Source organism: Leclercia sp. 1548, from assembly GCF_050435045.1.
Taxonomy (GTDB): Bacteria; Pseudomonadota; Gammaproteobacteria; order Enterobacterales; family Enterobacteriaceae; genus Enterobacter; species Enterobacter adecarboxylatus.
Map to the genome: position 1 here is coordinate 168366 of NZ_JBNDJP010000003.1, position 13524 is coordinate 181889.

General features: G+C 56.7%; 9 protein-coding genes. 8 read left to right on the forward strand and 1 reads right to left on the reverse strand.

The genetic code is table 11. From position 1 onward, the window contains the following. Positions 1–44 precede the first annotated feature (44 nt). The 4 genes from araD to rluA all read left to right on the forward strand — a co-directional run bounded on the left by araD (position 45) and on the right by rluA (position 6926). The gene (araD, locus tag ABIE02_RS10335) at positions 45–740 is read left to right on the forward strand and encodes an L-ribulose-5-phosphate 4-epimerase (RefSeq protein WP_032616482.1); all 696 of its coding nucleotides are present in this window, start codon (positions 45–47) and stop codon (positions 738–740) included. A 120-nt stretch (positions 741–860) separates the two neighbouring features. Continuing rightward, positions 861–3218, forward strand: coding sequence for a DNA polymerase II (gene polB, locus ABIE02_RS10340; protein ID WP_336994884.1), 2358 nt, complete (start codon positions 861–863; stop codon positions 3216–3218). 129 nt (positions 3219–3347) lie between these two features. Next, positions 3348–6254, forward strand: a complete 2907-nt coding sequence (rapA, locus tag ABIE02_RS10345) for an RNA polymerase-associated protein RapA (RefSeq protein ID WP_077227142.1) — start codon at positions 3348–3350, stop codon at positions 6252–6254. Positions 6255–6266: 12 nt separating this feature from the next. Then, positions 6267–6926 carry a bifunctional tRNA pseudouridine(32) synthase/23S rRNA pseudouridine(746) synthase RluA gene (gene rluA / locus ABIE02_RS10350; protein WP_336994885.1) on the forward strand — a complete coding sequence of 220 codons (660 nt, stop codon included), beginning with the start codon at positions 6267–6269 and terminating at the stop codon, positions 6924–6926. A 46-nt stretch (positions 6927–6972) separates the two neighbouring features. On the opposite strand, the gene djlA is transcribed toward rluA, so the two are convergent. Then, positions 6973–7791 (reverse strand): co-chaperone DjlA, encoded by an 819-nt coding sequence (gene djlA, locus ABIE02_RS10355; protein ID WP_032616478.1) that lies wholly within the window; start codon positions 7789–7791, stop codon positions 6973–6975. 239 nt (positions 7792–8030) lie between these two features. Here djlA and lptD point away from each other — a divergent pair, with 239 nt between their 5' ends. From lptD to rsmA, 4 genes are read left to right on the forward strand one after another with little or no spacing between them, the layout of a single operon-like run. Then, on the forward strand, positions 8031–10379 hold the full coding sequence (lptD, locus tag ABIE02_RS10360) for an LPS assembly protein LptD (protein ID WP_032616477.1): 2349 nt from the start codon (positions 8031–8033) through the stop codon (positions 10377–10379). Between the two features lie 53 nt (positions 10380–10432). Next, entirely contained in the window at positions 10433–11719 is a 1287-nt protein-coding gene (gene surA, locus ABIE02_RS10365) for a peptidylprolyl isomerase SurA (protein ID WP_059308746.1), read from the forward strand. Beyond that, on the forward strand, positions 11719–12705 hold the full coding sequence (gene pdxA, locus ABIE02_RS10370) for a 4-hydroxythreonine-4-phosphate dehydrogenase PdxA (protein ID WP_148568718.1): 987 nt from the start codon (positions 11719–11721) through the stop codon (positions 12703–12705). The genes surA and pdxA overlap by 1 nt, the downstream gene beginning before the upstream one ends. After that, positions 12702–13523, forward strand: a complete 822-nt coding sequence (rsmA, locus tag ABIE02_RS10375; RefSeq protein ID WP_077227139.1) for a 16S rRNA (adenine(1518)-N(6)/adenine(1519)-N(6))-dimethyltransferase RsmA — start codon at positions 12702–12704, stop codon at positions 13521–13523. The genes pdxA and rsmA overlap by 4 nt, the downstream gene beginning before the upstream one ends. The last annotated feature ends 1 nt before the right edge of the window (position 13524 follow it).

Below are 13524 nucleotides of genomic sequence, written 5' to 3' on the forward strand. Positions count from 1 at the left end.
ACCTTTGGCCTGCCGCAGGGCGGGCCTTTTTTCCTGGAGGATACATGCTGGAAGATCTCAAACGTCAGGTGCTTGAAGCCAACCTGGCCCTGCCGGAACATAATCTTGTCACCCTGACCTGGGGTAACGTCAGCGCGGTTGACCGCGAAGCTGGCGTATTTGTCATTAAACCGTCCGGCGTCGATTACCGGGTCATGACCGCCGACGATATGGTGGTGGTGAGCATCGCCACCGGCGAAGTGGTGGAAGGGAAGAAAAAGCCCTCCTCCGATACGCCGACCCATCGTCTGCTGTATCAGGCTTTCCCGTCTATTGGCGGCATCGTTCATACCCACTCCCGTCACGCGACCATCTGGGCGCAGGCTGGACAGCCCATCCCGGCAACTGGCACCACTCACGCCGACTATTTCTATGGCACCATCCCTTGCACCCGCAAGATGACCGATGCCGAAATCAACGGCGAATATGAGTGGGAAACCGGCAATGTGATTGTCGAAACCTTCGAGAAACAGGGTATCGACGCGGCGCAAATGCCGGGGGTGCTGGTTCACTCTCACGGCCCGTTTGCGTGGGGCAAAAATGCCGAAGATGCCGTGCATAACGCCATCGTGCTGGAAGAGGTGGCCTATATGGGCATTTTCTGCCGCCAACTGGCACCGCAACTGCCTGATATGCAGCAAACCCTGCTGGATAAACACTACCTGCGTAAGCACGGCGCGAAAGCGTATTACGGGCAGTAAAAAATCCCCCTTCACCTTCTCCCCTTTGGGAGAAGGTGAAGGAATGCCTGTATAAAACCCCAGCAAAACACCCGCAACCAGGCTATACTCACGCCTGGTTTTGTTTTATGAGAAAACGGCGTGGCGCAGGCGCAACAAGGCTTTTTACTGACCCGACACTGGCGGGATACCCCTCAAGGTACCGAAGTGGAATTCTGGCTGGCGACTGACAATGGCCCGCTGCACATCACCCTGCCGCCGCAGGAGTCCGTTGCCTTTATACCTGAGCCAGACGTCGAAAAGACCCGACAGCTGCTGCGCGATGAAAGCGGCTGGCGCCTGACGCCCCTTGAACTGAAAGATTTCCAGCGTCGTCCGGTCTACGGTCTTTACTGCCGCGCCCATCGCCAGCTGATGCGTTATGAAAAACTGCTGCGCGAAGCAGGCGTGACCCTGTATGAAGCCGATGTTCGCCCCCCGGAACGCTTTCTGATGGAGCGCTTTATTACCGCCCCGGTCTGGGTGGACGGTACACCTCTGGGCGATCGCCTGATCAATGCCCGCCTCAAGCCTAACCCGCACTATCGCCCGCCGCTGAAATGGGCGTCGGTGGATATTGAAACCACCCGCCACGGCGAGCTGTACTGCATTGGCATTGAGGGCTGCGGCCAGCGTGTTGTCTATATGCTCGGCCCGGCAAATGGCGATGCCGCCACGCTCGATTTTGATCTTATCTACGTTAACAGCCGTCCCCAACTGCTCGAGAAGCTCAATGCGTGGTTTGCACAGCACGACCCGGACGTGATCATCGGCTGGAACGTCGTACAGTTTGACCTGCGGGTGCTGCAAAAGCACGCCGAACGCTACCGCATTCCGCTGTTGCTCGGGCGCGGGAACAGCGAGCTGGAGTGGCGCGAGCACGGCTTTAAAAACGGCGTCTTCTTCGCCCAGGCGAACGGACGCCTGATTATCGACGGTATCGAGGCGTTGAAATCGGCGTTCTGGAGTTTTCCGTCGTTTTCGCTGGAGTCGGTGTCACAGGAGCTGCTCGGCGAGGGCAAATCCATCGACAACCCGTGGGACAGGATGGACGAGATCGACCGCCGCTTCGCCGAAAATAAACCGGCGCTGGCCACCTATAACCTGAAAGATTGCGAGCTGGTCACGCGCATTTTTCACAAAACCGACATCATGCCGTTCCTGCTGGAGCGCGCCACGGTCAATGGCCTTGCCGTTGACCGGCACGGCGGCTCGGTAGCCGCTTTCAGCCACCTCTATTTTCCGCGCATGCACCGGGCGGGCTATGTAGCCCCGAACCTGGGTGACGTGCCGCCCCAGGCCAGCCCCGGCGGCTATGTGATGGACTCCCGCCCCGGCCTGTACGACTCGGTGCTGGTGCTGGATTACAAAAGCCTCTATCCGTCGATCATCCGTACCTTTCTTATCGATCCGGTCGGGCTGGTGGAAGGCCTGGCGCAGCCGGATGATGAGCACAGCACTGAAGGCTTCCTCGGGGCGCGCTTTTCCCGGGAAAAACACTGCCTGCCGGAGATTGTCAGCCAGATCTGGCACGGTCGCGAAGAGGCCAAACGCCACGGCAACAAGCCTCTCTCCCAGGCGCTAAAGATCATCATGAATGCCTTTTACGGCGTGCTGGGTACCAGCGCGTGCCGCTTCTTCGACCCGCGCCTGGCGTCATCGATCACCATGCGCGGCCATGAAATCATGCGCCAGACCAAAGTGTTGGTAGAGTCCCGGGGCTATGACGTGATTTATGGCGATACCGATTCAACCTTTGTCTGGCTTAAGGGCGCGCACAGCGAACACGAGGCGGCCGCCATCGGCCAGTCGCTGGTGGCGTACGTTAATGAGTGGTGGCAGGCTCATCTGCAGCAGGCTGGCTTAACCAGCGCCCTTGAACTGGAGTATGAGACCCACTTCTGCCGCTTTTTAATGCCCACCATTCGGGGTACCGATCAGGGCAGTAAAAAGCGCTATGCCGGGCTTATCCAGGAGGGGGAAACGCAGCGAATGGTGTTCAAAGGGCTGGAGACAGTACGTACCGACTGGACCCCGCTGGCGCAGCACTTCCAGCAGGCACTTTATCTGAAAATCTTCCGTCGCGAGCCTTATCAGGAGTTTGTGCGTGAGACCATTGCCAGCCTGATGGCGGGTGAACTGGATGACCAGCTGGTGTACCGCAAACGCCTGCGCCGCCCGCTGGCGGAGTATCAGCGCAACGTGCCGCCGCACGTCCGTGCCGCCCGGCTTGCCGATGAAGAGAACGTCCGTCTTGGGCGGGTGCCGCAGTACCAGAACCGCGGCACAATCAAATATGTCTGGACCACCAGCGGCCCGGAGCCGGTGGATTATCAGCGCGCTCCGCTTGACTATGAGCACTACCTGACACGGCAACTGCAGCCCGTGGCAGACGGAATTTTACCTTTCATGGACGACGACTTTGCTACACTGATGACAGGTCAGTTGGGGCTATTTTGACAGGTGACGAAATCGCTGCCATCCAGTACCATAGCGCCCTTTCCATTCCCGGACCCATTATTCAATTGCCGTCATTTATGATCGGTGGTTGAACTATTGCCTGCAATTAAAGATTAGAGCCGAACAAATATGCCTTTTACACTTGGTCAACGCTGGATCAGCGACACAGAAAGCGAACTTGGGTTAGGAACTGTGGTTGCGCTGGATGCGCGTATGGTGACTCTCCTTTTCCCCGCCACCGGTGAAAACCGTCTGTATGCTCGCAATGATTCCCCTGTTACCCGCGTGATGTTCAACCCGGGCGACACCGTTACCAGCCATGAGGGCTGGCAGCTGAAGATTGAAGACGTAAAAGAAGAGAATGGACTGCTCGCCTATATCGGCACTCGCCTCGATACCGAAGAGGCCGATGTCATGCTGCGCGAAGTGCTGCTCGACAGCAAACTGGTATTTAGCAAGCCACAGGATCGCCTGTTCGCCGGTCAGATTGACCGTATGGATCGCTTCTCGCTGCGCTACCGCGCGCGTAAGTTCCAGAGCGAACAGTACCGTATGCCGTGGAGCGGCCTGCGCGGCCAGCGTACCAGCCTGATCCCCCATCAGTTAAACATTGCCCATGACGTCGGTCGCCGCTATGCACCGCGCGTCCTGCTGGCCGATGAAGTGGGGTTAGGTAAAACCATCGAAGCGGGCATGATTTTGCATCAGCAGTTGCTCTCCGGCGCAGCCGAGCGCGTGCTCATTGTGGTGCCGGAAACCCTGCAACACCAATGGCTGGTGGAGATGCTGCGCCGCTTTAACCTGCGTTTCTCCCTGTTTGACGATGAGCGCTACGCCGAAGCCCAGCACGATGCGGATAACCCGTTCGAAACCGAACAGCTGGTGATCTGCTCCCTGGACTTTGTTCGCCGTAGCAAACAGCGCCTGGAGCATCTGTGCGACGCCGAGTGGGACATCATGGTGGTCGACGAAGCCCATCACCTGGTCTGGAGCGAAGATGCGCCGAGCCGTGAGTACATGGCGATTGAACAGCTGGCCGAGCGTGTACCGGGTGTGTTACTGCTGACTGCTACCCCGGAACAGCTGGGTCTGGAGAGCCACTTTGCGCGTCTACGTCTGCTGGATCCAAACCGCTTCCATGACTTCGCGCTCTTTGTCGAAGAGCAGAACAATTACCGCCCGGTAGCCGACGCCGTTGCCCTGCTGCTGGCGGGCAAGCACCTCTCCAACGAGGAGCTGAACACCCTGGGCGAGCTGATTGGCGAACAGGATATCGAGCCGTTGCTACAGGCCGCCAACAGCGATCGTGAGGGTGCTGAAGCCGCGCGTCAGGAGCTGGTCTCCATGCTGATGGATCGCCACGGCACCAGCCGCGTCCTGTTCCGTAACACCCGTAACGGGGTGAAAGGCTTCCCTAAACGCGAGCTGCATACCATTCGCCTGCCGCTGCCGACCCAGTACCAGACGGCGATCAAGGTGTCAGGCATCATGGGTGCGCGCAAAACAGCAGAAGAGCGTGCCCGGGACATGCTTTACCCGGAACAGATTTATCAGGAATTTGAAGGCGACAGTGGCACCTGGTGGAACTTCGATCCCCGCGTTGAGTGGCTGATGGGCTATCTGACCGCCAACCGCTCGCAGAAGGTGCTGGTGATCTGCGCCAAAGCGACCACTGCGCTCCAGCTTGAGCAGGTTCTGCGCGAGCGGGAAGGTATCCGCGCGGCAGTGTTCCATGAAGGCATGTCCATTATTGAACGTGACCGTGCGGCGGCGTGGTTCTCCGAAGAGGACAGCGGCGCACAGGTGCTGCTCTGCTCCGAAATCGGCTCCGAAGGGCGTAACTTCCAGTTCGCCAGCCGTCTGGTGATGTTCGATCTCCCCTTCAACCCGGATCTGCTGGAGCAGCGCATCGGCCGTCTGGATCGTATTGGTCAGGCACACGACATTCAGATCCACGTCCCGTATCTGGAAAAAACCGCCCAGTCAGTACTGGTGCGCTGGTTCCACGAAGGGCTGGATGCGTTTGAACATACCTGCCCGACCGGCCGTACTATTTACGACAACGTGCACAGCGAGCTGACCGGGTATCTGGCGGCACCGGAAAACACGGACGGTTTCGACGATCTGATCAAAACCTGCCGCGAGCAGCATGAAGCCCTGAAAGCGCAGCTGGAACAGGGCCGTGACCGTCTGCTGGAGATCCACTCCAACGGCGGCGAAAAGGCCCAGGCGCTGGCCGAGAGCATCGAAGAGCAGGATGACGATACCAGCCTGATCAGCTTCGCCATGAACCTGTTTGATATCGTCGGTATCAACCAGGACGATCGCGGCGAGAACATGATTGTGCTGACGCCGTCCGATCATATGCTGGTCCCTGATTTCCCGGGTCTGCCGGAAGATGGCTGCACTATCACCTTTGAACGTGATGTGGCGCTCTCCCGCGAGGATGCCCAGTTCATTACCTGGGAGCATCCGCTGATCCGTAACGGCCTGGATCTGATCCTCTCAGGCGATACCGGCAGCAGTACCATTTCGCTGCTGAAGAACAAGGCGCTGCCGGTGGGGACACTGCTGCTGGAGCTGATCTACGTGGTTGAAGCCCAGGCACCGAAACAGCTGCAGCTCAGCCGCTTCCTGCCTGCCACGCCGGTGCGTCTGCTGCTGGATAAGAATGGCACCAACCTGGCGGCGCAGGTGGAGTTTGAGAGCTTTAACCGTCAGCTGAGTGCGGTGAACCGCCACACCGGCAGCAAGCTGGTGAATGCGGTGCAGCAGGACGTCTATACCATCCTGCAGCAGGGTGAGCCGCAGATCGAGAAAGCGGCGCGGGCATTGATTGACGCTGCACGCAGCGAAGCGGATGAAAAACTGTCGGCGGAGCTGTCGCGTCTGGAAGCCCTGCGCGCGGTCAATCCGAACATTCGTGACGATGAACTGGCGGCGATTGAGAGCAATCGTCAGCAGGTACTCGAAAGCCTGAATCAGGCGGGATGGCGTCTGGATGCGCTGCGTCTCATCGTTGTGACGCATCAGTAAGCGGAGCGCAAAATGTTGATGGAACCCTACAATCCGCCGCAGGATCCGTGGCTGGTCATTCTGTATCAGGATGAGCACATTATGGTGGTCAACAAGCCGAGCGGCTTGTTGTCCGTACCGGGCAGACTGGACGATCACAAAGACAGCGTGATGACGCGCGTTCAACGCGACTATCCGCAGGCAGAGTCTGTGCATCGTCTGGACATGGCCACCAGCGGTGTGATTGTGGTCGCGCTGACCAAGGCGGCAGAGCGTGAACTGAAGCGGCAGTTTCGTGAGCGCGAGCCGAAGAAGCAGTACCTTGCGCGCGTCTGGGGACATCCAAAACCGGCGGAAGGGCTGATTGACCTGCCGCTGATCTGCGACTGGCCGAATCGTCCGATGCAGAAGGTCTGCTACGAGACCGGCAAAGCGGCGCAAACCGAGTATGAAGTTCTGGAGTACGCGGCGGATAACAGCGCTCGCGTGCTGTTAAAACCGATTACCGGCCGCTCGCACCAGCTGCGTGTGCATATGCTGGCACTGGGTCATCCTATTCTGGGTGACCGCTTCTATGCCACGCCAGAAGCCCGGGCCATGGCGCCGCGGCTGCAGCTGCATGCAGAGATGCTGGCCATCACCCATCCGGAATACGGTACGCCGATGACCTTTAAGGCCCCGGCGGATTTCTGATGTTTGCCCGGCGGCGCTACGCTTGCCGGGCCTACAGCCTTGAGCCTTACTTAAAGCCCTTCTGCTCTTTGATAAGTTCGTACGCTTTTTGAATTTCCTGCGCTTTTTGCTTCGCCATCTCCATCATTTCCGGCGGTAAACCTTTTGCCACCAGCTTGTCTGGATGGTGCTCACTCATCAGCTTGCGATAGGCGCGCTTAATGGTCGTTGGCTCATCGGTGGGCTTCACGCCCAGCACGTTACAGGCATCTTCCAGGGTAGGCCCGCGCTGTGCCTGCTGCCAGCCACCACCGCCCGCCTGCTGCTGTTGATAGCCGTCGCCAAACTGCGCGCCGCCCTGCATCATGCGCAGGAACTGATCAAACTGCGTGCGGGAGATCCCCAGCTCTTCAGCAATAACATACAGCACCGCACGTTCGTTCGGGTGAAGCGAGCCGTCGGCGAACGCCGCCTGGATCTGGATCTCCAGAAACATCCGAATTAAATCGAAGCGCCCAAAGCAAATACTGCGAAACTGACGCATTTTTTCACGCAGGGGATAGTTATCCGCCTTGCCGATACGAAATGCGTGTTGTGCCGCCGCGCGGGAGTCGCCGTGCAGGTTCATACGGTCCATAAACAGGCTGGCGATATGGATGTCGGCCTCGGTCACCCGCCCTTTCGATTTGGTCAGATGCCCCATGACCTCAAACGTCGTCGCAAAAAAAAGTGCCTGACGTTCACGCTGGTTGGCAAACCAGGCCATCTTACGACTTCGAGCTTTATCAAACATATGTCCGATAATCAGGCCCAGAACGATACCCCAGAAGCCCGCGCCCATCAGTAAAGCGAACGCTACGCCGATAATTTTTCCCCAATACTGCATATACTCCCCAAATGGTGATGTATTTGATCCCGCGAACGCCATCATTCCGGTGGCCGGGCCACGGTCAATTGAAGGACATCGCCTATAATTTGCATTATCATACTCGTCATTCAATAACGAGCCTATCACCACGGCTTGTTTACGGGCAGGATTAACGCTGGCACTGTGATGATGAGTAAGATAGTCTCTGACCGTTTGCCAGCGATAAGCCACTGATGACGGAACAATAAATAAAACGTATGAAAAAACGTATCCCCACCCTTCTGGCCACGATGATAGCGAGTGCTTTGTACAGTCAACAGGGTCTCGCAGCCGATCTCGCCTCGCAATGTAAGCTGGGTGTGCCCAGCTATGATCGCCCGCTGGTACAGGGTGATACGAACACGCTACCGGTCACCATCACGGCTGACAATGCAAAAGGGAATTATCCTGACGACGCCGTGTTTAGCGGCAATGTGGATATTAACCAGGGCAACAGCCGTTTGCAGGCCGATGAAGTTCAGTTGCACCAGAAACAGCCAGAAGGCGCGGCAGAACCAGTACGAACCGTGGATGCGCTGGGTAATGTGCACTATGACGATAATCAGGTCATCCTGAAAGGTCCGAAAGCCTGGTCGAACCTGAATACCAAAGATACCAACGTCTGGGAAGGTGACTATCAAATGGTGGGCCGTCAGGGGCGCGGTAAAGCCGACCTGATGAAACAGCGCGGTGAAAACCGCTATACCATTCTTGAAAACGGGACCTTTACTTCCTGTCTGCCGGGCTCTGATACCTGGAGCGTGGTCGGTAGCGAAGTAATCCACGACCGCGAAGAGCAGGTTGCGGAGATCTGGAATGCCCGCTTTAAGCTCGGTCCGGTACCGGTCTTCTATAGCCCGTATCTGCAGCTGCCCGTGGGCGACAAACGTCGTTCAGGCTTCCTGATCCCGAACGCTCAGTACAGCACCAACAACTATTTCGAATTCTACCTGCCGTACTACTGGAACATCGCGCCCAACATGGACGCCACGATCACGCCGCACTATATCCATAAGCGCGGCAACATCATGTGGGAAAACGAGTTCCGTTATCTGACGCACGCGGGTGAAGGTCTGATGGAGCTGGACTATCTGCCATCAGATAAAGTCTTTGAAGACGAGCACCCCACCGAGGGTGATCGCCACCGCTGGTTGTACTACTGGCAACATGGTGGGGTAATGGATCAGGTATGGCGCTTTAACGTCAACTATACCAAAGTCAGCGATCCGTACTATTTCAACGACTTTACAACAAAATACGGTTCCAGTACCGACGGTTACGCCACGCAGATCTTTAGCGCAGGCTACGCGGTGAAAAACTTTGACGCCACCGTGTCCACCCGTCAGTTCCAGGTGTTCAGCAGCCAGAACGCCAGCACCTACGGGGCTGAACCGCAGCTGGACGTCAACTGGTACCAGAATGATGTCGGCCCGTTTGATACTCGTATCTACGGCCAGGCCGTGCATTTCGTGAATACCAACTCGGATATGCCAGAAGCCACCCGTATTCACCTTGAGCCGACGATCAACCTGCCGGTGTCTAACGACTGGGCAAGCCTGGATACTGAAGTGAAGCTGATGGCAACCCACTATCAGCAGGATAATCTGGAAACGTACAACGCCACTAACGGTACTCATCTGGAAGAGACCGTTAATCGTACGCTGCCGCAGTTTAAAATGGACGGCAAGCTGGTCTTCGAGCGTGACATGAACTGGAGCGAGGGGTATACCCAGACCCTGGAGCCGCGCGCGCAATACCTGTACGTGCCGTATCGCGATCAGAGCAAAATCAATAACTACGACTCTTCACTGCTGCAATCCGACTATAGCGGTCTGTTCCGCGACCGTACCTACGGTGGTCTGGACCGTATTGCCTCGGCCAACCAGGTGACGACCGGCGTCACAACCCGCGTTTATGATGATGCTTCCGTTGAACGTTTTAATGCTTCTGTGGGTCAAATCTACTACTTCACAGAATCGCGTACCGGCGATGACAACATCAACTGGGAGAAAAACAACAAAACGGGTTCACTGGTCTGGGCGGGCGATACCTACTGGCGCATGACCGATCGCTGGGGACTGCGTGGCGGTCTGCAGTACGATACGCGTCTGGATAACGTTGCTACCAGCAATGCCGCCATTGAGTATCGCCGTGATGAAGACCGCATGGTTCAGCTTAGCTACCGTTACGCCAGCCCGGAATATATCCAGGCAACGCTGCCTAACTTCTCGACGGCGGATCAGTACAAAGAGGGCATTTCGCAAGTGGGGGGTACCGCCAGTTGGCCGATTGCCGATCGCTGGTCAATCGTCGGGGCGTATTACTTTGATACCAATCAGAGTAAGTCGGCCGATCAGATGCTGGGTGTGCAGTACAGCTCCTGCTGCTACGCGATCCGCGTCGGGTACGAACGTAAGCTGAATGGCTGGGATCCTGACAAAGGTCAGAGCGAGTACGATAACGTCATCGGCTTTAACATCGAATTGCGTGGCCTGAGTTCCAACTATGGCCTGGGCACTCAGCAGATGCTGCGCTCACCGATTCTGCCGTACCGTAGTTCCTTATAATGTGCTTGATTTACAACGTAATCCGCATTGCGGTTAATTGATATGGAAAAAGTATGAAGAACTGGAAAACGCTGCTGCTCGGTATCGCTATGGTCGCGAATACCAGCTTCGCGGCCCCACAGGTTGTCGACAAAGTCGCTGCCGTTGTGAACAACGGTGTGGTACTTGAGAGCGACGTTGATGGTTTAATGCAGTCTGTGAAGCTCAACGCGGGTCAGGCAGGTCAGCAACTTCCGGATGATTCCACACTGCGTCATCAGATCCTTGAACGTCTGATCATGGATCAGATCGTTCTGCAGATGGGCCAGAAGATGGGTGTGAAGATCTCTGATGAGCAGCTCGATCAGGCTATCGCTAACATTGCGAAGCAAAACAACATGTCAGCCGACCAGATGCGCAGTCGTCTGGCCTATGACGGCATCAGCTATTCGACCTACCGTAATCAGATCCGTAAAGAGATGCTGATTTCAGAAGTGCGCAACAACGAAGTGCGTCGTCGTGTGACTATTCTGCCGCAGGAAGTGGACGCGCTGGCAAAACAGGTGGGTAACCAGAATGATGCCAGCACCGAACTGAACCTGAGCCACATCCTGATCCCGCTGCCAGAAAACCCGTCTTCCGACCAGGTTGCTGAGGCGGAAAGCCAGGCACGCTCGATCGTCGATCAGGCGCGTAATGGTGGTGATTTCGGTAAACTGGCGATCACCTACTCGGCTGACCAGCAGGCACTGAAAGGCGGCCAGATGGGCTGGGGTCGTATTCAGGAACTGCCGTCTATCTTCGCTCAGGCGCTGAGCACGGCGAAGAAAGGCGATATCATCGGTCCAATCCGTTCCGGCGTTGGCTTCCACATTCTGAAAGTGAACGACCTGCGCGGCCAAAGCAAGAGCATCTCCGTCACCGAAGTGCATGCCCGTCACATTCTGCTCAAGCCATCCCCACTGATGAATGACGATCAGGCGCGGGCTAAGCTGCAGCAGATTGCTGCCGATATCCGCAGCGGTAAAACCTCCTTCGCTAACGCCGCGAAAGAGTTCTCTCAGGATCCAGGCTCTGCAAATCAGGGCGGCGATCTGGGCTGGGCGGCAGCGGATATTTATGATCCCGCTTTCCGCGATGCGCTGATGCGAATGACCAAAGGTCAGCTGAGCGAACCGGTTCACTCCACCTTCGGCTGGCACTTGATTGAGCTGCTGGACACCCGTAACGTGGATAAAACCGACGCAGCCCAGAAAGACCGGGCGTACCGCATGCTGTTCAACCGTAAGTTCTCTGAAGAAGCGGCAACCTGGATGCAGGAACAACGCGCCAGCGCTTACGTCAAAGTTCTGAGCAACTAATGAAACACCATCGTGTTGTTATCACTCCCGGCGAACCTGCCGGGATTGGTCCCGATTTGGTCGTCCAGCTTGCCCAGCGCAGCTGGCCGGTCGAACTGGTGATCTGCGCCGATGCCAGCGTACTTGAGGCGCGAGCAAAAACCCTTAATCTGCCGCTGACGCTCCTGCCGTATCAGGCAGAAAATGCGCCTCTCCCCCAGCAAGCGGGCACCCTGACGCTGTTGCCTGTCCCGCTGCGTACCCCCGTTGTTCCCGGACAACTCAGTACCGAAAACGGTCATTATGTGGTGGAAACGCTGGCACGCGCCTGTGATGGCTGCCTGAGCGGCGAATTTGCCGCGCTGATCACCGGGCCGGTGCATAAAGGGGTGATTAATGATGCGGGGGTGGCTTTTACCGGCCATACCGAGTTTTTTGAAGCGCGCTCGCACAGCGCAAAAGTGGTGATGATGCTGGCCACCGAGGAGCTGCGCGTTGCGCTGGCGACTACGCATCTGCCGATCAAAGCGGTTTCCGATGCCATTACGCCGGAACTGCTGCGCGAGGTGATTGCCATTCTGCACCATGATTTACGCACCAAATTCGGTATCGCCGATCCGCACGTACTGGTGTGTGGCCTGAACCCGCACGCGGGTGAAGGCGGCCATATGGGCACGGAAGAGATCGACACCATTATTCCGGTGCTGGACGAGATGCGTGCCCAGGGGATGAATCTCAGCGGGCCGCTGCCTGCGGATACCCTGTTTCAACCAAAATATCTCGATCATGCAGATGCCGTGCTGGCGATGTACCACGATCAGGGCCTTCCCGTGCTAAAATACCAGGGATTTGGCCGCGGCGTGAATATCACCCTCGGTTTACCCTTTATTCGCACTTCTGTTGACCATGGCACTGCGCTTGACTTAGCGGGCCAGGGAAAAGCAGATGTCGGCAGTTTTATTACGGCGCTTAATCTCGCCATCAAAATGATTGTTAATACTCAATGAATAATCGCGTCCACCAGGGCCATTTAGCCCGTAAACGTTTCGGGCAAAACTTCCTCAACGATCAGTTCGTGATCGAAAGTATTGTTTCGGCTATCAATCCACAAAAAGGCCAGGCGATGGTCGAGATCGGCCCGGGTCTGGCCGCACTGACCGAGCCGGTTGGCGAGCGTCTGGATGAACTGACCGTCATCGAACTGGACCGCGATCTGGCAGCCCGTCTGCAGACGCACCCGTTCCTTGGACCGAAACTGACTATTTATCAGCAAGATGCCATGACCATGAACTTCGGTGAACTGTCGGAGAAGCTTGGTCAGCCGCTGCGCGTGTTCGGCAACCTGCCGTATAACATCTCCACGCCGCTGATGTTCCACCTGTTTAGCTATACTGATGCCATTGCCGACATGCACTTCATGTTGCAAAAAGAGGTCGTTAACCGACTGGTTGCAGGGCCAAACAGTAAAGCGTATGGTCGTTTAAGCGTGATGGCGCAATATTTCTGCAACGTGATCCCGGTACTCGAAGTGCCGCCATCCGCGTTCACGCCGCCGCCAAAAGTGGATTCTGCGGTTGTACGCCTTGTGCCGCATAAAACCAAGCCGTACCCGGTCAAAGAGCTGCGTGTCCTGAGCCGTATTACTACTGAAGCCTTTAACCAGCGTCGTAAAACGATTCGTAACAGCCTTGGCAATACGTTTACCGTTGAAGTGTTGGCTGAGCTGGGTATTGATCCGGCAATGCGTGCAGAGAACATCTCTGTAGAACAGTACTGCAAGCTGGCTAATTACATCAGCGAAAATGCGCCGCCGAAGGAGAGCTAAG